The organism is Salinimonas marina, assembly GCF_015644725.1.
Taxonomy (GTDB): domain Bacteria; phylum Pseudomonadota; class Gammaproteobacteria; order Enterobacterales; family Alteromonadaceae; genus Alteromonas.
In genome coordinates, this window is sequence record NZ_CP064795.1 from 3,712,249 (window position 1) to 3,732,180 (window position 19,932).

Genomic DNA, 19,932 nt, shown 5'->3' on the forward strand with positions numbered 1-19,932 from the left:
AGTTCAGACAGTTAGGTTTTTTAAGGCGGGCTCAATTATTCTCAGACATAAAAAAACCCCAGCATAAGCATGCTGGGGTTAAAGCAAAGGTTTGAAAACAGCTTTCTCACCTCTGTACCCTACAGAAGGAAGATTACCGTATCCGGCGCAAAAAAAGCAAGCTATTTACGTAATTTTATTACCAAAATTGTCGGGTAAATCTGCTGATTTTGACAATTCTGTAATATTTTTACTTTTTAGTGGGCTTCATCCCAGTTTTTCCCCACTCCGGCTTCTACATCTAAAGGCACGGACAAGGTGGCGGCGTTTTCCATCAAGTCGACAATTTTGGTGATAGACTCCTCTAATACCGACTCGTGAATCTCAAACACCAGTTCATCGTGTACCTGCATCATCATATAGATGTCATCACTGTTGAGACTGGTTATCCACTCATCGACCTGTAACATGGCCATTTTGATAATATCAGCAGCGGTGCCTTGCATCGGAGCATTGATCGCGGCACGTTCAGCACCTTTACGACGGGCGCCATTACTGGCTTTAATATCCGACAAATATAAGCGGCGGCCAAAGACCGTTTCAACATAGCCTTTTTCTTTAGCCAGCGCCCGGGTGTCATCCATATATTTGAGCACGCCTGGATAGCGTTCAAAATACAGGTCCATATATTGCTGAGCTTCGTGCCGGGGGATGTTTAACTGGCGGGATAGCCCAAAGGCCGACATCCCGTAAATCAACCCGAAGTTTATGGCTTTGGCGCTGCGGCGCTGCTCGGAGGTGACCTCATCCAACGGCAGGTTAAAGACTTCAGCGGCCGTGGCCTGGTGAATATCTTTACCTTGAGAGAAGGCGTTTAATAAGCCCTGATCCTGGGACAAATGCGCCATAATACGCAATTCAATCTGCGAGTAATCAGCCGCTACAAATTTGTAACCATCCCGTGGCACAAATGCTTGTCTGACCCGACGACCTTCTTCGTTGCGAATAGGGATGTTCTGCAGGTTGGGATCGGTAGAAGACAACCGGCCGGTAGCGGTAACCGCCTGATGATACGACGTATGCACCCGCCCGGTGCGATGATTGATCATCTTGGGCAACTTATCGGTGTAGGTACTTTTTAATTTACTCAGACCCCGATATTCCATGATCATCTTGGGAATAGGGTAGTCCAGCGCCAGTTCCTGCAATACCTCTTCTGAGGTCGAGGGCGCGCCTTTCGGCGTCTTTTTAATAACAGGCAGGTCCAGTTTTTCGAACAATATTTTCTGCAGCTGTTTGGTTGACCCCAGGTTAAAGGTTTCGCCGGCTTCTTCATGAACCGTTTTTTCCAGTTCATCTATCCGTTTTGCCAGATCCTGGCTGTGCTGGGCTAAGCGTTGGCTATCGATAAATACGCCCAACTGTTCCATCCGCGACAATACGCTGGCCAGGGGGACCTCAATATCCAGCAAAATAGACTTAAGCTTTTCGTCGTCTTTAAGCTTTTCCCACAACACTTCATGCAAACGAAAGGTGATATCAGCATCTTCGGCGGCATACGGCGCTGCTTCTGATAAATCAATTTGGTTGAAGGTTAGCTGCTTTGCGCCTTTACCGGCGATATCTTCAAAATGAATAGTCTGATGATTCAGGTATGCCAGCGCCAGGGAGTCCATATCATGACGGGAGGCAGTACTGTTGAGTACATAGGACTCCAGCATGGTATCAAAAGCAATGCCGGCCAGATGAATATCATAGTTGGCCAGTACATTTTTATCGTACTTCAGGTGTTGGCCGACTTTCTTAACATTTTCATCTTCCAGCAAGGGTTTAAGCTGTTCAAGCACCCAGTCGCGATCTAACTGCTCGGGGGCATCCGGGTAGTCATGGGCGACCGGTACATAAGCGGCTTCACCAGGTGCGATACAAAAGGACACGCCGACCAGCTCCGCTTCCATATATTTCAAACTGGTGGTTTCGGTATCAAAGGCTATTAACGGTGCGGCAGATAATTTTTCAAGCCACTGCGAAAATGTGGCTTTATCGTAAATGGTGACATAGCCGCTGCGATCAATCTCCAGTACCGAGGCAGGCTCTTCCTGGGTTTGTTCATGGGTCTGTTCGGCGGCCTCTTTTGAAGACACTTCATTGAGCCAGCGCTTGAATTCATACTCGGCAAACAAGGTTTGTAACTGCGCGTTGTCCGGGTCGGTGGGGACCAGGGTTTTCGGTGCAAAATCCAGCGGTACATCACATTTGATGGTCGCCAGTTCATACGACAAGCGGGCCTGCTCTTCGTATTCCTGCATTTTTTTCGCCATCGATTTACTGCCACGGAAACCCAAATCGGCAATTTTGTCGAGGTTTTGATAAATGTCATCAATCCCGCCGATTCCGTTTAGCAATGCCTGCGCGCTTTTATCGCCGACCCCCGGCACGCCGGGAATATTGTCCACCTTATCGCCTTTCAGCGCCAGAAAGTCGATGACCAGCTCTGGGGGAATACCAAACTTTTCTTTGACCCCGGGAACATCCATCAACTGGTTGGTCATGGTATTGATCAAAGTAACATGCTGATTTACCAGCTGAGCCATATCTTTATCGCCGGTACTGATCAGACAGTCTATACCCTGTTCGGTGGCCTGAGCCGCCAGCGTGCCGATCACGTCATCTGCTTCCACACCGTCTTCCACAATGATCGGCAATCCCATAGCCCGGATGATTTCGTGCAAGGGTTTGATCTGGCTGCCCAGCTCGTCTGGCATCGGCGGGCGATTGGCTTTGTATTCGGTATAAATATCATCGCGAAAGGTTTTGCCTTTGGCATCAAAGATCACTGCCATATGCGTGGGATTGTACTGGCGTATCAGGCTACGAAGCATGTTGATCACACCGTAGATCGCGCCCGTATCCTGTCCTTTGGAGTTGGTCAGTGGCGGTAGGCCGTGGAAGGCTCGAAAAAGGTAAGATGATCCATCTACCAGGATGAAAGGTGGCTGTTGTGTATTAGACATAGACCCGTTTTTGTCTCAAGAGTTGTTACGGCAAGGATGCCACAGGCAAAGGCTGATCGCTACACAGCATTGCGCTGAAACCCACAGAAGAGATCTGTGGATAACTTTGTGATCTGTGTCAATAGGCGATCCGATAAAAAGATCGGGCTTGACTTTAGATCAATCTTTCTACGCCAGATAAAATAAGGGTTACAGAATAGTCATCAGAGCGCTACCGTGCGTCATTTTTCATCCTTGAAAATGTGGATAAGTTGGTGGTTATGTTGCTGACACCATTCGGCTATAGCCAAATGGGTTGAGTAATGTAGCATATTAAAAATCAAATCCTAAAGGGTTATCTCAGATCTTTTTTTAATCAGGTTGTTTGTTTTTTAATCTAAAACGATATAAGCCTGGGACAGGCACAGGAGGATAAAATGAAGCATGTAGCAGTAATTTTGAGTGGGTGCGGTGTCTATGATGGTAGCGAGATTTATGAAGCGGTCATCACGTTGCTGTCGATTCGTCAGCAAGGAGCCACGTATCAGTGTTTTGCGCCTGATAAAGACCAACTGCACGTGATCAATCACCTTACTGGCGATACTGAGCCTGGTGCCACCCGCAATGTACTGACAGAGTCAGCGCGTATTGCCCGGGGTGACATAAAGCCGGTGACCGAGTGTAAACCGGAAGATTTCGATGCGCTCATATTGCCCGGCGGCTTCGGGGCGGCAAAGAATCTGTGTACCTTTGCGGTGGACGGGGCAAACAGCCAGCCTGATACTGAGGTCCTTAACGTGTGTAAAGCCTTTGCTCAGGCTAAAAAACCAGCCGGTTATGCCTGTATCGCTCCGGCGCTGGCAGCCTCGGTGTATGGGAACAATACTAATATGACCATTGGCAACGATTGTGAAGCCGCCCAGGGCCTTAATGCCCTGGGTGCTCAGCATGTTGACTGTCCTGTTGATGAGATTGTAATCGACAGTGAGGCGCGCCTGGTAACCACGCCGGCTTATATGCTGGCCGAGGATATTTTACAGGCTCATGCCGGGCTTTCGAAGCTGGTCGAAACGGTGCTGTCTATGGACTAATTCGGACAATGGGCGAAAGAACCTTTTCCTTTCGCCCGGTTCCTCGCATAATAAGGCCAACACTCGCAATGCATGCCTGTATGTGTTGAACCTCTACTAATAAAAACAAGGCTTAATGGAACATGCACTACCGTGCGATAGTACGAATTCTGGGACTACTGGTAACACTATTTAGTGTCACCATGATTCCACCGGCACTTATCTCGCTGATTTACCAGGATGGTAGTGGTTTACCATTTATCCTTGCTTTTATCCTTTGTGTACTCACCGGCTCGGCAATGTGGTATTCCAACCGCGAGCATCGCCAGGAGCTCAGAGCCAAAGAAGGCTTTTTGATTGTCGCGCTGTTCTGGACGGTACTGGCCAGCTTTGGTGCGATTCCGTTTATTTTGCTTGAACAGCCTAGCATGAGCGTCACCGACGCTTTTTTTGAATCGTTTTCAGGACTCACCACCACTGGCGCCACGGTGATCGAAGGTATTGAGTTTTTACCCCATTCCATTCAGTTTTACCGCCAGCAACTGCAGTGGCTGGGGGGATGGGGATCATTGTCCTGGCGGTGGCGATATTACCGCTGCTGGGCGTGGGGGGCATGCAGCTGTATCGGGCCGAAACTCCGGGGCCGGTCAAAGACTCAAAAATGACCCCGCGGATTGCCGATACCGCCAAACATCTTTGGTATATTTATCTGTCGCTCACTCTCAGTTGTATGGTGGCTTACTGGCTGGCAGGCATGAGCTGGTTTGATGCAATCTGTCATTCTTTTTCCACCATTGCCATCGGCGGGTTTTCAACCCACGATGCCAGTCTGGGGTATTTCAATAGCCCGATGATCAATGTCATTTGTTCGGTGTTTTTGTTGATTGCAGCGCTTAATTTTTCGCTTCACTATGCTGCTGCGAGTACGCGGTCGATGAAAAACTACTGGCATGACCCCGAGTTTAAAGCCTTTTTTACCATCCAGGCGTCGCTGATAATGCTGTGCTTTTTGGTGCTGGTGTTGACCGGTTATTACACCACCGCCGAAGAAGCGCTGGATCAGGCCATGATTCAGGCGGTATCGATTAGTACCACGGCCGGCTTTGCCACCACCGATTTTGCCGCCTGGCCCACTTTTTTGCCGATCATTCTTATTTTTGCCAGCTTTATCGGCGGGTGCGCCGGTTCTACCGGCGGCGGGCTGAAAGTCATTCGGGTATTCTTGTTGTTTTTGCAGGGGCGGCGCGAAATTGACCGTCTAATTCATCCTAAGGCGGTGTACGCCGTAAAGCTGGGTGAACGGGCTATGCCAGATAGGGTGGTGGAAGCCGTGTGGGGCTTCTTTTCAGCCTATGCAGTGGTGTTTGTGGTGATTATGATTGGCATGATTGCCACGGGACTGGACAACATTTCAGCATTTACTGCCACAGCGGCGACCCTGAATAACCTGGGCCCGGGGCTGGGCAGTGTGGCATCGACCTATGCTGAAGTTAGCGACCCGGGCAAATGGCTGTTGGTGCTGGCGATGCTGTTTGGCCGGTTAGAGGTGTTCTCGTTACTGGTATTGTTCTCGCCCACCTTCTGGCGTAGCTAACCCTATTACTAGCCAAAGAAGAAAGCGCTGGGCTGGAATAGCTTTTCCACATCATTGATATATTTTTTGTCGACCAGAAACAAGATGACATGATCGTTGGCTTCAATAACGGTATCGCTGTGGGCAATGATGACCTGGTCGTCACGTACCACTGCCCCAATCGTGGTACCGGGGGGCAGCTTGATGCTACCAATTTCACGGCCGACGACTTTGGAGGTATTTTCATCCCCATGCGCAATGGCTTCAATGGCCTCGGCCGCGCCCCGGCGTAGCGAGTAAACATTGACAATATCGCCGCGGCGGATATGGGTGAGTAGGGCCGATATAGTGGCTTGCTGCGGCGAAAAGGCGATATCAATCTCGCCGCCCTGAACCAGATCCACATAGGCACTACGCTGAATCAGAACCATCGCTTTTTGAGCGCCCATCCGCTTCGCCAGCATCGCTGACATGATGTTGGCTTCATCATCATTGGTGACGGCAATAAAGGCATCGACCCGTTCAATGCCTTCTTCAGACAGCAACTCTGGATCCGAGGCATCCCCGCAAAAGACAATAGTTTTATCCAGATGCGCCGACAGATAATTGGCGCGATCACGATGATATTCAATCAGTTTCACATTGTGATTATGTTCAAGCCGTTTCGCCAGACCGGCACCAATCAAACCGCCGCCGGCAATCATGATGCGTTTGTAACTGGACTCGAGTTTTTGCAGCTCGCTCATTACCGCCCGGATATGTTTAGTCGCGGCAATAAAAAAGACTTCATCATCGGCTTCGATAACCGTTGTGCCCAGCGGTCGAATGGGCCGCCCGCGCCGGTAGATGGCCGCCACCCGGGTTTCCACATTCGGCATATGATCTTTTAAGGCGGACAGCGCATGGCCTACCAGCAAGCCACCATAATAGGCCTTCACCGCCACCAGACTGGCCTTACCTTCGGCAAACTCCACCACCTGCAGGGCTCCAGGATAGTCAATCAAACGCTTGATAGATTTGGTAACCAGTTGTTCCGGAGCAATAATATGATCAACCGGAATATCTTGCTGTTTGTACAGCTGTTCCTGGTAAATAATGTATTGTTCTGAGCGAACCCGGGCTATCTTGGTGGGGGTTTTGAACAGGCTATACGCCACCTGGCAGGCCAGCATATTGCTCTCATCGCTGTTGGTCACGGCAATGAGCATATCGGCATCTTCAGCGCCGGCTTTTTTGAGCACATCGGGGTGGGATCCAACGCCGACCACAACCTGTAAATCCAGGCGATCCTGCAGGGCACGTAACCGCGACTGATCAGAATCAATCACGGTGATTTCATTTTTTTCACCCACCAGGTTTTCCGCCAGTGTGCCGCCAACCTGGCCTGCACCAAGAATGATGATTTTCATGTAGTTGCGTTATTCGCTCTGTAGCCGAGGTTCTGTGTTGTGCGACTTTATCAGCCTGCAATAATAGAAACCATCCATTTGTTGCTCACCAGGAAGAATTTGCCGTCCCGGACACTCAGGTGTTTCGGCGTCCGTTAAGGGCTGCAGACTGGCATCGGCGTGGCGCGCTAAAAACTTCCGCATCTGGTCGGTGTTTTCTGCCCGTAACACTGAACAGGTGGCATACAACAAGGTGCCGCCGGGTTTAAGCGTTGGCCACAGCGCTTCTACAATCGTAGCCTGTAATAATACCAATTGTTCAATATCCGCTTTATTACGTAGCCAGCGAATATCCGGATGACGACGAATCACGCCGGTGGCCGAGCAGGGGGCATCGAGTAAAATGCGATCAAATAACTGACCATCCCACCAGGACTCAGGCATACTGGCATCCCCCTGCTGGATGGTAACCTGATGCTGAAGGCGTTGCATGTTCTCACTTACCCTGGCCAGACGCTGAGCATCAAAGTCCAATGCCAGTAAGTGGGCCAGGTCGGGCTGACGCTCCAGCAAATGTCCGGTTTTTCCTCCCGGGGCCGCGCAGCAATCCAGAACTCGCTCATGCGGGGCAGGCTGCAGATATGGCGCCGCTAACTGGGCGGCGCCATCCTGTACCGCAAACCAGCCTTCATCAAACCCCGGTAAGCCCGGAATATCGGTACGGGTGTGCAAAATCACGGCATCGGGGTGATGGGGCGCCGCTTCGGCCTTAACATTCACTTGCGCTAACGCCTGTAAATACTCTTCGCGACTGACTTTTAAGCGGTTTATCCGTAGCCAGATGGGCGCGACGGTATTCATCGCCTGGGTAATCGTCTGATGATGCTCAGGGTAGTCAGCCACCAGCATCTTATACAGCCATTTAGGTAACCCTGCCTGAATACGGGGATCCTCAGAGCGTTGCTGACTAAGCTCCTGGCGCTGAAAATTACGCAACACCGCATTCACCAGACCTTTGAGCCCGGGCGCTTTAAGCGCCTGCGTGGCGTTAACGGTTTCAGCCACCGCCGCATGAGCCGACACACGACTGAACGCCAGCTGGTAGAGACCCAGCATAATCAGGTGTTCGACAATCTTTTTATTGCCTTTGAGCGGTTTATCAAGGAGTTGGCGCATCCACAGTTGCAGCTGGGGCAATTGCCGCAGAACCCCCATCGACATCTCCTGCAGCCAGGCCCGGTCTTTGGGAGCATGCCGCAGTTGAACCGTATTCAGACAATCCCGGGACGACTTACCATGCTCCAGAATTTGAAAGACGACCCACGCGGCATCTGCCCGCAGGTCAGGGGTTTTGGCTGGAGGGGTATTCATTGTTCAGTATGTCCGCCAATAGGCTGGCCCGGCACAAACCACTGGGGCGGGCATTGATAATATCCGCCGCAGCCAAAGGTTTTTTACCCGGTATTTGTAAAGAAGTGATATTTAGCTGTCCCTGGCCGGTCGCCACCACAATCCCGTGCTTGTCGGCGCGAATAAGCGTCCCCGGCGCGGCATTATCCGCTTCGTCGAGTACGGTGGCCGCCCAGAGCTTGATGTTTTCATTGCCCAGGGTAACCCAGGCCGCAGGCCAGGGGTTGAAGGCCCGTATATTTCTTTCTAACTGAGCGGCTGGCGCCTGCCAGTCAATTTGTGCTTCAGCTTTGGATAATTTTTTGGCGTAGGTGGCCAGCTTATCATCCTGTTCCACCGCCTCTAGTGACTCAATGGTATCCAGTACTTTCACCAACGCTTTGGGCCCTAAATCTGCCAGCCGCTGATACAACGAGGCGCTGGTTTCATCAGGGCTGATGTTAAGCTGCTCGGTGTGAAGCATCGCCCCGGTATCCAGCCCTTCATCCATTTGCATTATTGTTACCCCGGTATGAACATCGCCGGCCCATATCGCTCGCTGGATGGGCGCCGCGCCGCGCCATTTTGGCAACAATGAACCATGCACATTGATACAACCCAGGCGGGGGTGGCTAATACTGGTGAGGGCAAAATGAGGCCGTAGGCCACCACCACCATAATATCAGCCTCAATTTGTGCCAATTCGGTCTGGGCCGTTTCATCTTTTAAAGAGACAGGCTGATAAACAGGAATATCATGTTGCTGGGCCAGTTGCTTCACCGGGCTGGCAGTGAGCTTTTTGCCCCGGCCGGCTTTGCGATCGGGTTGCGTATAGGCTGCCACCACCTGATGCTGCGTGTTCAGCAGCGCCTGTAAATGTTCAGCGGCAAAATCCGGAGTCCCGGCAAAAATAATACGTAGTGTGTTCGCCACAATATCCCTTACGCTCGGGCTGCTAGCCGGGCTTCTTTTTCAAGTTTTTTACGAATACGCTGACGCTTAAGTGGTGACAGGTAATCAACAAACAATTTGCCTTTAAGATGATCAAGCTCGTGCTGAATACAGATAGCCAGTAGGCCTTCTGCTTCAAGTTCAAAGCGTTCACCCTGGTCATCCAACGCGGTAACCCGGATGTGTTCGGCGCGCTCAACCTTGGCATAGTTGTTAGGTACTGATAAGCAGCCTTCTTCGCTGATGGTAGAACCATCACGTTCGGTGATCTCGGGGTTAATAAATACCCGGGGCTGGTTTTGATCTTCAGAAACATCCATCACTACCACCTGCACGTGACGGTCAACCTGCGTGGCGGCCAGGCCAATGCCTTTTTCATCACGCATGGTTTCAAACATATCGGAGATCAGCTGTTTAATTTCATCGTTTACCTCGGCAACCGGCTTCGCAACGGTGCGCAGCCGTTCATCGGGGAAACGTAATACGTCTAATATCGCCATCTGTCGTTATTACACTCTTGCTGTATGAATTAATATACGATTCAACTACCAGCATTCTTTACACTGGAAGAATGCATACTATTCTACCGTATAACCACTATACGTGCAGTTTTTTAATCCAGTAGCTGAAAATCTATCGGTACTAGCCGATATAATGGCTATGCGGGAAATTTCAACAATTATGAAGGTGAAAAGGATGATACATCGCCCCCAAAAAACAGCGATGAAGCAGATATTGCGAGCTTGGCTACTGGTTATATTTTTCTTACCTGCGGCTTTGGTTCAGGCTGCGGTTACGTTAAAAGAAAGCGCTCCCCAAATTTATACGGTTAAAAAAGATGACACGTTATGGGACATTGCCAATATCTTTTTGGACAAGCCCTGGTTATGGCCGCAGTTATGGCGTACCAATACGCAGATTGTGAATCCGCATCTGATTTACCCTGGCGATGTATTACGCATCCGCATCGTTGACGGCCAGCCTGTACTGGAACTGGCGCGCGAGAAAAAACGTTTAACATTGGGCCCGACTACGGTTCGCCAGACCAAAGCAGCGCCAATCAATACGCTGCCCTGGTCTGCTATTGCGCCCTACGTGAACCAAAACGAGATCGTGAATCAGGACCAATACCAAACCCTGCCGCATTTGTTGGGCAATCAGAATGGTGATATCCGTTTTATCAGTGACGATCTGGTGTTAAGTCGCAGTTATGGCCGGCCCTCGGATCAGTATCGGGTGGTGCGAAAACAATCTACCATTACCGGTCTCGATGGTGAGGTGCTGGGCATTCAGATTCACCATATTGCCAATGCAAAAATGGTCGAAAGTAACATTGCCAGTCAGTGGCTGGTTCAGGTCGATGAGTCAAACCTGGAAGCACGACGTGGCGATCGCTTGTATCCCGGTGATTTCAGCGCCACCCAGGATATGGTGTTGCAGGCAGCCTCGACGCAGCGCGGCAATGTAGTTGGAAACCTGCATCAGCATCAGTTACTGGGCAAAAACGATGTCGTTATTCTGGATCTGGGTAATACCGAGGTTTCGCCCGGCACGGTGATGGGTTATATTCGCAAGGCCCGGACATCATCGATGGAAATGAGCCCAAATACGCCAGCGAAGCCAACGTCATTCGCAGTGTGTTTAAAGATGGCTCCACAGTCACGCAGCCCGCCCTGAAAATTGGCGAGCTGGTTATCTTTAAAACCTTCGATAAAGCAAGCTACGGTATCATCACGCGGGCCCGGGCTCTGGTCAAAAATGGTGACATTGTTGCCAACCCGTAGGGCTAAAGGTTAAGTGAGCAACATTGCCGTGGACTTTTAGGTATGCGGTGTCATGCAACAAGGATCTTATTCAGTTTCAGAGAATAATGACGGGTCGGCCACCATGGCCTGTCTGACCCTGGCCAGTGTGGCCGGGGTAGGGGCTGCCCAGTGGCACAAGCTGTGTAGTCGCTTTAATACCACTTTTGAAGCACTGGCTGCGGGTACCGCCGCTGACCTGGATGAAGGGTTGGCGGTAAAGCTCACAAAGGCGCTGTCCCGACAACAGCACCACCGGGTTGAGGCCAGCTTAAACTGGGCGGCGCTCAGTCCGCACCATTACCTGCTTCCCTATACCAGTGAATACTATCCCCCGTTAATGCGGCAGTTGCCTGATGCCCCCCTGATTTTGTTTGTGAAAGGCAATGTCAAACGTATTGCAGATGTCCAGCTAGCTATCGTGGGCAGTCGCAATGCCACCCGGGCCGGCATCGACACCACCCGGCGCTTTGCCACAGAACTGGCACAGGCCGGACTTACTATTACCAGTGGCATGGCCACAGGCGTAGATGGGGCCGCCCATCAGGGGCGTTAGCGATAGACGGTAAGACCATTGCCGTGACCGGAACAGGCCCGGATATCACCTATCCGCGTCGTCACCAACGATTAGAGCAGTCTATTATGGAAAGCTCTGGCGCTATTATCACCGAGTTTTGGCCGGGGACCGGAGCGCATCCGGGGCACTTTCCCAAACGCAACCGATTACTTGCAGCAATGACCCTGGGAACCATGGTTATTGAAGCAAAAATACGCAGTGGCACCTTGATTACCGCAAATTTGGCCGCAGATATGGGGCGCGAGGTGCTGGTGGTACCCGGTAGTGTCAATAATCCTCAGACTCAGGGGTGTCATCATCTGATACAGCAGGGTGCTGCCCTGGTTACCTGCACCCAGGATGTACTCGAACAGCTTCCCGTAAAGGTACGTAATAACTGTGCCAATGTGGCTCAACATAGCGAAAAAAGTGATGGAGAAAGCTTGGCAACCGATAAATTATTAGCTAGTGTGAATTATGATGTTACCAGTGTGGACATCATAACCGAGCGCAGCAATCTACCAGTTTCAGAAGTTCTGGCATCTTTATTACACTATGAGTTGCGTGGTTTGGTAGCCGCGGTTCCTGGTGGCTATATCAAGTTGAGGGGGAAATAACATGTTCGACATCCTCATGTATTTGTTTGAAAACTTTATACACAGTGAAACGGAAATTCGGGTTGATCAGGATGAACTCACCGAAGAATTAGTACGTGCCGGTTTCCACCACGACGAAATCTACAAGGCGCTGGCATGGCTGGAAAAGCTCGCCGCTTTGCAAGAAACCGATATAAAACCGTATTTCAGCCGGGGCATCAGCTCCAGTCTAAGTCGTATCTATACTCATGAAGAGCAAATGCGTCTGGATGTGGAATGCCGCGGGTTTTTGCTGTTTTTAGAACAAGTCTCCGTACTTGATGCCACCACCCGGGAAATGGTTATCGACCGGGTAATGGAAATTGATTCCACCGAATTTTGTTTGGAAGATTTGAAGTGGGTGGTGCTAATGGTGCTGTTTAATGTGCCAGGCAAAGAAAACGCTTACGCGCAAATGGAAGATCTATTGTTTGATGAGTCAGACGGTGTTTTACATTGATTCGCCAAACAGAGGGTAATCCAACCATACATGTCTAAAATTGACTCGTCTTTATTTAACGCCTCCGGTCAGGATTTGGGGGCGTGTCCCGAATGTGGGGATGCGCTGCATATCCGCAACAGCAAGACAGGTCCTTTTATCGGATGTTCGGCCTATCCGGCTTGTGCTTTCAGCAAACCGCTGCATGATAATCAAACCACAGTATTAAAAGAAATAAACGGCACCCATTGTCCGCAGTGTGATAGTACCCTGGCCATCAAAAAAGGCCGGTTCGGTATGTTTATAGGCTGTACGAATTTTCCTGAATGCCATCATATAGAGCCCATTAAAGAGCAGGAAGATACACAATTGTCCTGTCCCCAGTGTAAAACGGGTCATATTATTGAGCGTACAAATAAATACGGTAAACGTTTTTTTGCCTGTGACAATTATCCGAAATGTCGTTATGTGTTAAATTCGCCGCCTGTTGCAGGGCCATGCCCTGAATGTGGCTGGCAGTTGCTCATACAAAAAAAAGACAAACTTTGTTGCCCCCAGCCCCTCTGTGATTATCAGCAAGACAACCCTGACTGAGAAAATACCATGCAAGATAAGGCCTCTGAAGATCCTATCGTAAACGCTTTTACGGCAGGCGAGTTATTGGTGTATCCCACCGAAGCGGTAATGGGCATCGGCTGTGATCCCGATAATGAAGCCGCGGTTACAAAACTACTCCAGCTAAAAGAACGGCCGGTGGAAAAGGGTTTGATTTTACTGGCGGACAATTATTCACGTTTGCTGCCCTATGTCGATGATAATGGCATCGGTCAGGATCGGCGCTATGCCATTTTCTCCAGCTGGCCCGATGGTATAACCTGGTTATTGCCCAAGTCTGCGGGCACACCGGCGTGGATCAGTGGTAGTCATGCAAAAGTAGCCGTGCGGGTCACCTCGCATCCGGTGGTGAAAGACCTGTGTGAAAAGTTGGGTAAGCCATTGGTCTCGACCAGTGCCAATGTTGCTGGTGCACCTCCGGCAATGACCACCGACGAGGCCTATGCTTACTTTGGTGACACCGTCACTTATGTATCCGGAGAAGTGGCTGGACAGGCACGCCCCAGTTCCATCCGCGACGGCGAAACCGGCCAGGTAATTCGGGAGTAACATGACTAAAATTTCCAATGCTGAAGCCATTGCTCAGGTAAAAAAATATTTGTTGTCGCTGCAGGAAAATATCTGTCAAACCCTGGAGCTGGTGGATGGCCAGGGCCATTTTGAGCAGGATGAATGGCAGCGGGAACAGGGCGGCGGTGGTCGTTCCAGAGTATTAAAAAATGGTGCTGTGATTGAACAGGGCGGAGTAAATTTTTCCCATGTTCACGGCGATGCTATGCCGGCTTCTGCTACCGCGGCGCGACCAGAGTTGGCCGGGCGTAGTTTTCAGGCTATGGGGTGTCATTAGTCATTCATCCGCATAATCCTTATGTTCCTACCTCCCATGCCAATGTGCGTTTTTTTATTGCTGAAAAGCCTGGTGAAGAGCCTATCTGGTGGTTTGGGGGCGGTTTTGATTTGACCCCTTTCTATCCGTTTAAAGAAGATGTTCAGCATTGGCACAAGGTAGCCAAAAAACTGTGTGCGCCTTACGGCGACGCGGTTTATGCTGATTATAAAAAATGGTGTGATAACTATTTTTATCTCAAACACCGCGATGAAACCCGAGGTGTGGGCGGGCTGTTTTTCGATGATCTGAATGAGTGGGGCTTCAAGCCCAGTTTTGCTTTTATGCAAGCAGTGGGGGACGGTTTTCTGGATGCCTATGTGCCAATTGTAGAACGCCGCAAACAAACCCCTTATGGCGATCGGGAAAGAGACTTCCAGCTTTATCGTCGGGGTCGCTATGTTGAGTTTAATCTGGTGTGGGACCGGGGTACGCTATTTGGCTTACAAACCGGAGGGCGCACCGAGTCTATATTAATGTCGATGCCGCCACTGGCCAGATGGGAGTATGGATTTGAACCGGCCCCCGGAAGCCCGGAAGCCAGGCTATCTGAGTGGCTCAAACCGCGACAGTGGTAGTCTTCACGGGCAGGTTTGTGACAGCACAAGGTTGCCCGTATGGTTCCGGTTGCTTTATCTGCGCCTGTTTCCCACAAACTTTCAGAGACTACCTGATGCGGTAGCGCCCCTTTTCATACCAGTAAGCTTGTCTAAGTGCTTTCCCGAATGCTCTCCCTGACCCCTTTTCTTTAACAACTTTTTTTGCGGCCTGCCTATCCGCCTCTTCACCTGAAGTAGAGGAGGTACAATGCGAGCTTTGCAAGCAAGCTAAAAAAGTCCCAGGCAGATATGCAGACGATGACCGAGGCTTGGTGTGATAACGACGCCACAAAGCAGACAAATCCCTAGCCGTTACAATCTGAGTATGGAGTTGGACAACATTACCTGGATAGCTGCTTTCAACGGGCTTTGCCGGGTACCTCAGTCCTAATTTGAATTAACCGGCTTTGTTATCCATGGTTAGTTATCCTGATTAATCATGTGCTCGGCCAGTTCATCCAGCGCGGCCAGCAACCGATTGGCAAGAGCTAAATCAGAAACATGCTGATACATAGCTTTTTTCATGCAATACATCCATTGCGCCTTAAGCGCAGGGGTCACCGTGAACGGCAGGTGCCGGGCACGCAAGCGTGGGTGCCCGTACTGTTTTTCGAACTCATTCGGTCCGCCTAGCCACATCATCAGATACAGCGAAAAAACATGACGAATACGGGTAAGCGGCTGTGGATGTAAGGCCAATAATTCGGTGGCCATAGGATCACTGGCCATAATGTCGTAAAAACTATTGGCGATAGCCTTGACAGCCGGCTCTCCTCCGATAGCCTCATAAGGCGATTCGGCCAGCCGGGCGGGTTTGTTTTTATTTCGACGGAATAAGTGTAAAAAGCTCATGAAAAAATTTGCTGTTTTTGGAAACCCTGTGGCCCATAGTTTATCACCAACTATCCATCAGATGTTTGCTGAGCAATGTGACGTAGCAATTAGTTACGACAAATTGTGCCCCCCGCTGGAGGATTTTGCAGGTAGCCTGGAACATTTTTTTGAAGATCCCCACGCTGTTGGCTGTAATGTCACTATGCCATTTAAAGGTGAGGCGGCCAAACTGGCCACCAGACTTGATCATGCCGCCCAACTTGCCGGGGCGGTCAATACACTGCACCGCCAGAATAGCAGCATGCGAAGTGAAGACTCCCGAAGCGAAGTGTCATTGAATGGTTACAATACCGATGGCGTAGGGCTGGTGGCAGATTTGAAAAATCAGGCTGTGGCACTGGCTGACCAAAGGGTGTTATTGATTGGGGCGGGCGGCGCTGCTCGTGGGGTTATCCACCCCTTGCTGAACGCCGGGCTTAAGACTCTGATCATTACTAATCGTACTATGGCAAAAGCCGAAAACATTGCGAGCCAGGCGGGTGATAGCAGGGTGGTAGCGTTAGATAAACCAGGTCTGGCCGAGTGTAGGCCAGACATTATTGTTAATACCACTTCTGCCAGCCTGGGCGGCGAATTACCCGATCTGAACAATATCTCGTTTACCCAATGCCAGCTTGCCTATGACATGGTGTACCAGGCTGAGCCGACGGTTTTCATGAAGCAGGCCCTTGAGTTGGGGGCACAAAATGCTGCTGACGGGCTGGGCATGCTGGTGGAGCAGGCCGCAGCCGCCTTTACTATTTGGACCTCTATGCAGCCTCAGACCCGGCCTGTTATCGAGGCATTACGTCAACAATTACGAAGATAGCCCTTCTTCCAGGTATTCATTTTTGAGTTCAACATAGTTTTGCGCAGATTGGCTTAAAAAATTAACTTCGCTCTCTTTCAGGGGGCGTTTTTTTATCATGGGATTACCAACATATAAGTAGCCACTCTCCAGGCGTTTATTAGGGGGGACCAGGGTGCCTGCCCCAATAAAGACATCATCTTCTACAATTACCCCATCCATCACGATAGCGCCCATACCCACCAAGATACGGTTACCAAGCTGACATCCGTGCAACATACACTTATGGCCAACCGTGACATCATCGCCAATAATAAGGGGGTACCCTTCAGGGTTCGAGTCGGTGCCCCGCGACACGTGCAGCACTGAACCATCCTGGATATTGGTGCGCTTGCCAATCTGAATGTAATTCACATCACCACGGCCGGCGACCAGAGGCCAAATGCTGGCATCTTCCGCAATTCTGACATCACCCACTATCACGGCCGACGGATCGATATAACAGCTCGACTCGCTTTTAGGGGTTTTGTTTTTATAAGTACGTAGGGTCATTTCATCTCCAGCAACTGAATTCATGTACAGGTTAAAATAATTACCAGCTCTTTGATATTAGTTAGGTACTGACGCATGCAGCCAGACGCTTAAAATAGTAATGAAATAATGGGCTCCCTAACAAGCAAAGCAGAAGAGCCGGTAGCTAAAAGTACAAAAAGCGCAATAGTAGGTTGGAAAGACACAATCAGAACCATAGCAGCTGGTTCTAAAGTTGTTGCCAGAGTCTGCCATAGCTCGCTACGCACACCACCGCCAAATCCGACTATTGGTTGCTGAGTCAGGTCGGGCTTGAAACATTACCCCCTGAAGCTGTGCCTATAGGGATCGGTGGGCATCGAAATACAGCTGTCTTTGCTGAACTCGCCGTTACACAGGGGACAGTGGTTTGGCAAACGGTGCCGGCGCGACCTCGATATGTATTTAAGGAGCATGGGAATTAAAAAGACGGGCAGTAAGGTGCTGGCTAGCTGACGTGTTCTCCTTTCCCTGGGCCATGTATGCTACAAAGTAAAAAGGATACTTGTCATCCGAAGCATTGTTTTACGATATTAGCGAGAAAGGGGGGGACAATAGGGTTCATTACAACCCCGGGTCTCATGGGTAATGACCAAAAATAGCGGGAAAAGTACAGAATATGAACGCTTTGCAGGCTTTATAACCAAACAAGTCGAATTAAGTGAAATGTTTACAAATAAGTATTGACGGTGCGCCAAAAATCTCTAAAATGCGCCTCCGCTTCGACAGGAAAACAAAGCAACATTCCAGTTTAAGCTAGTCATTACTTACCGTATGGACGAGTAATGGCGAGGGTTTTAAGAAAATCTCTTCTCATTTTAAAATGAAAAAAAGATTGACAAAAAATCCGAGGGGCGTAGAATGCTCGCCTCACTTCAGCTGCTTTGCAAAGCAAGGTTCTGAAGTCGCTTTTTAGCTTCAGCCGCTTTTAGAAAAAAACTTTCAAAAAAGGGTTGACGCAAAAAACGAAACGCGTAGAATGCGCATCCCGCTTCGGGGAGAAACGAAGCAGCGAAGAGTAACACTTCGCACTGTTCTTTAACAATTTAAACAAGACAATCTGTGTGGGCACTCGTTAAGAGTGTCAACCGAAGATTCATAAAAAGTTTTCGATATATTTAATTGAAGAGTTTGATCATGGCTCAGATTGAACGCTGGCGGCAGGCCTAACACATGCAAGTCGAACGGTAACATGTCTAGCTTGCTAGATGATGACGAGTGGCGGACGGGTGAGTAATGCTTGGGAACTTGCCTTTGCGAGGGGGATAACCACTGGAAACGGTGGCTAATACCGCATAATGTCTACGGACCAAACGAGGGCTTAGGCTCTTGCGCAAAGAGAGGCCCAAGTGAGATTAGCTAGTTGGTGGGGTAAAGGCTCACCAAGGCAACGATCTCTAGCTGTTCTGAGAGGAAGATCAGCCACACTGGGACTGAGACACGGCCCAGACTCCTACGGGAGGCAGCAGTGGGGAATATTGGACAATGGGGGCAACCCTGATCCAGCCATGCCGCGTGTGTGAAGAAGGCCTTCGGGTTGTAAAGCACTTTCAGTGGGGAGGAAAGGTTAACGGTTAATACCCGTTGGCTGTGACGTTACCCACAGAAGAAGCACCGGCTAACTCCGTGCCAGCAGCCGCGGTAATACGGAGGGTGCAAGCGTTAATCGGAATTACTGGGCGTAAAGCGCACGCAGGCGGTTTGTTAAGCTAGATGTGAAAGCCCTGGGCTCAACCTGGGACGGTCATTTAGAACTGGCAGACTAGAGTCTTGGAGAGGGGAGTGGAATTCCAGGTGTAGCGGTGAAATGCGTAGATATCTGGAGGAACATCAGTGGCGAAGGCGACTCCCTGGCCAAAGACTGACGCTCATGTGCGAAAGTGTGGGTAGCGAACAGGATTAGATACCCTGGTAGTCCACACCGTAAACGCTGTCTACTAGCTGTTTGCGACTTTAAGTTGTGAGTAGCGAAGCTAACGCGATAAGTAGACCGCCTGGGGAGTACGGCCGCAAGGTTAAAACTCAAATGAATTGACGGGGGCCCGCACAAGCGGTGGAGCATGTGGTTTAATTCGATGCAACGCGAAGAACCTTACCTACACTTGACATGCTGAGAACTTTCCAGAGATGGATTGGTGCCTTCGGGAACTCAGACACAGGTGCTGCATGGCTGTCGTCAGCTCGTGTCGTGAGATGTTGGGTTAAGTCCCGCAACGAGCGCAACCCTTGTCCTTAGTTGCCATCATTTAGTTGGGCACTCTAAGGAGACTGCCGGTGACAAACCGGAGGAAGGTGGGGACGACGTCAAGTCATCATGGCCCTTACGTGTAGGGCTACACACGTGCTACAATGGCATTTACAGAGGGAAGCGAGACAGTGATGTGGAGCGGACCCCTTAAAGAATGTCGTAGTCCGGATCGGAGTCTGCAACTCGACTCCGTGAAGTCGGAATCGCTAGTAATCGCAGGTCAGAATACTGCGGTGAATACGTTCCCGGGCCTTGTACACACCGCCCGTCACACCATGGGAGTGGGATGCAAAAGAAGTGGTTAGCATAACCTTCGGGAGTGCGATCACCACTTTGTGTTTCATGACTGGGGTGAAGTCGTAACAAGGTAACCGTAGGGGAACCTGCGGTTGGATCACCTCCTTACCAAAAGAATCGACGAGCACTCTTAGCGTAGTGTCCACACAGATAGTCTTGTTCTAACGAGCAAACCAGAAATGGTTGTTCTGCTTTTTATAAGCAGGAAGCTGTTTTCTGTATAAAACACAATAGTGTTTTATAACGTTCTTTAACAATTTG

At 50.1% G+C, this 19,932-nt stretch carries 13 protein-coding genes, 1 rRNA gene and 4 pseudogenes; 11 read left to right on the plus strand and 7 right to left on the minus strand.

The genetic code is table 11. The annotated features are described in order from the left end of the window. Positions 1-236 precede the first annotated feature (236 nt). Positions 237-2,993: a DNA polymerase I gene (polA, locus tag IT774_RS16750; RefSeq protein WP_195810772.1), complete on the minus strand. Its 2,757-nt coding sequence runs from the start codon at positions 2,991-2,993 to the stop codon at positions 237-239. A gap of 416 nt (positions 2,994-3,409) precedes the next feature. Between polA and elbB the strand changes: the two genes are divergently transcribed. Beyond that, positions 3,410-4,063 carry an isoprenoid biosynthesis glyoxalase ElbB gene (gene elbB, locus IT774_RS16755; protein ID WP_195810773.1) on the plus strand — a complete coding sequence of 218 codons (654 nt, stop codon included), beginning with the start codon at positions 3,410-3,412 and terminating at the stop codon, positions 4,061-4,063. Positions 4,064-4,185: 122 nt separating this feature from the next. Next, a pseudogene (locus IT774_RS16760) lies at positions 4,186-5,636 on the plus strand (TrkH family potassium uptake protein). 8 nt (positions 5,637-5,644) lie between these two features. Here the strand turns inward: IT774_RS16760 and trkA are convergent. The 4 genes and pseudogenes from trkA to def all read right to left on the minus strand — a co-directional run bounded on the left by trkA (position 5,645) and on the right by def (position 9,843). Continuing rightward, positions 5,645-7,024, minus strand: a complete 1,380-nt coding sequence (trkA, locus tag IT774_RS16765) for a Trk system potassium transporter TrkA (protein WP_195810774.1) — start codon at positions 7,022-7,024, stop codon at positions 5,645-5,647. 9 nt (positions 7,025-7,033) lie between these two features. Next, positions 7,034-8,374, minus strand: a complete 1,341-nt coding sequence (gene rsmB, locus IT774_RS16770; RefSeq protein WP_195810775.1) for a 16S rRNA (cytosine(967)-C(5))-methyltransferase RsmB — start codon at positions 8,372-8,374, stop codon at positions 7,034-7,036. Continuing rightward, a pseudogene (gene fmt / locus IT774_RS16775) lies at positions 8,346-9,325 on the minus strand (methionyl-tRNA formyltransferase). Before fmt ends, rsmB begins: the two are co-directional and overlap by 29 nt. Positions 9,326-9,333: 8 nt before the next feature. Next, a complete protein-coding gene (gene def / locus IT774_RS16780) occupies positions 9,334-9,843 on the minus strand; it encodes a peptide deformylase (protein ID WP_195810776.1) in 510 nt (169 codons plus the stop codon). 196 nt (positions 9,844-10,039) lie between these two features. Between def and IT774_RS16785 the strand changes: the two genes are divergently transcribed. The 7 genes and pseudogenes from IT774_RS16785 (at position 10,040) to hemF (ending at position 14,854) form a co-directional block, all read left to right on the plus strand. Beyond that, positions 10,040-11,020, plus strand: a complete 981-nt coding sequence (locus IT774_RS16785) for a LysM peptidoglycan-binding domain-containing protein (RefSeq protein WP_232365044.1) — start codon at positions 10,040-10,042, stop codon at positions 11,018-11,020. 465 nt (positions 11,021-11,485) lie between these two features. Beyond that, positions 11,486-11,991 (plus strand): annotated as a pseudogene (locus IT774_RS17650) (DNA-processing protein DprA); the annotation flags it as partial. A 201-nt stretch (positions 11,992-12,192) separates the two neighbouring features. Further along, entirely contained in the window at positions 12,193-12,318 is a 126-nt protein-coding gene (locus tag IT774_RS18115) for a DprA-like winged helix domain-containing protein (RefSeq protein ID WP_408641223.1), read from the plus strand. Between the two features lies 1 nt (position 12,319). Further along, positions 12,320-12,796, plus strand: coding sequence for a DUF494 family protein (locus IT774_RS16800; protein WP_195810779.1), 477 nt, complete (start codon positions 12,320-12,322; stop codon positions 12,794-12,796). A gap of 30 nt (positions 12,797-12,826) precedes the next feature. Then, the gene (locus tag IT774_RS16805; RefSeq protein WP_195810780.1) at positions 12,827-13,369 is read left to right on the plus strand and encodes a DNA topoisomerase family protein; all 543 of its coding nucleotides are present in this window, start codon (positions 12,827-12,829) and stop codon (positions 13,367-13,369) included. A gap of 9 nt (positions 13,370-13,378) precedes the next feature. Then, positions 13,379-13,939 (plus strand): Sua5/YciO/YrdC/YwlC family protein, encoded by a 561-nt coding sequence (locus IT774_RS16810; RefSeq protein ID WP_195810781.1) that lies wholly within the window; start codon positions 13,379-13,381, stop codon positions 13,937-13,939. 1 nt (position 13,940) lies between these two features. Beyond that, positions 13,941-14,854, plus strand: a pseudogene (gene hemF, locus IT774_RS16815) (oxygen-dependent coproporphyrinogen oxidase). 441 nt (positions 14,855-15,295) lie between these two features. On the opposite strand, the gene IT774_RS16820 reads toward hemF, so the two are convergent. Next, positions 15,296-15,727, minus strand: a complete 432-nt coding sequence (locus IT774_RS16820) for a group II truncated hemoglobin (protein ID WP_195810782.1) — start codon at positions 15,725-15,727, stop codon at positions 15,296-15,298. Between IT774_RS16820 and aroE the strand changes: the two genes are divergently transcribed. Next, positions 15,726-16,577: a shikimate dehydrogenase gene (gene aroE / locus IT774_RS16825; RefSeq protein ID WP_195810783.1), complete on the plus strand. Its 852-nt coding sequence runs from the start codon at positions 15,726-15,728 to the stop codon at positions 16,575-16,577. The genes IT774_RS16820 and aroE overlap by 2 nt on opposite strands. Here aroE and IT774_RS16830 read toward each other — a convergent pair. After that, complete coding sequence (locus tag IT774_RS16830) at positions 16,566-17,108, minus strand: gamma carbonic anhydrase family protein (RefSeq protein ID WP_195810784.1); 543 nt, start codon at positions 17,106-17,108, stop codon at positions 16,566-16,568. The genes aroE and IT774_RS16830 overlap by 12 nt on opposite strands. Before the next feature lie 1,137 nt (positions 17,109-18,245). On the opposite strand from IT774_RS16830, the gene IT774_RS16835 reads away from it, so the two are divergent. Then, positions 18,246-19,779: ribosomal RNA gene (locus IT774_RS16835) — 16S ribosomal RNA — on the plus strand. The last annotated feature ends 153 nt before the right edge of the window (positions 19,780-19,932 follow it).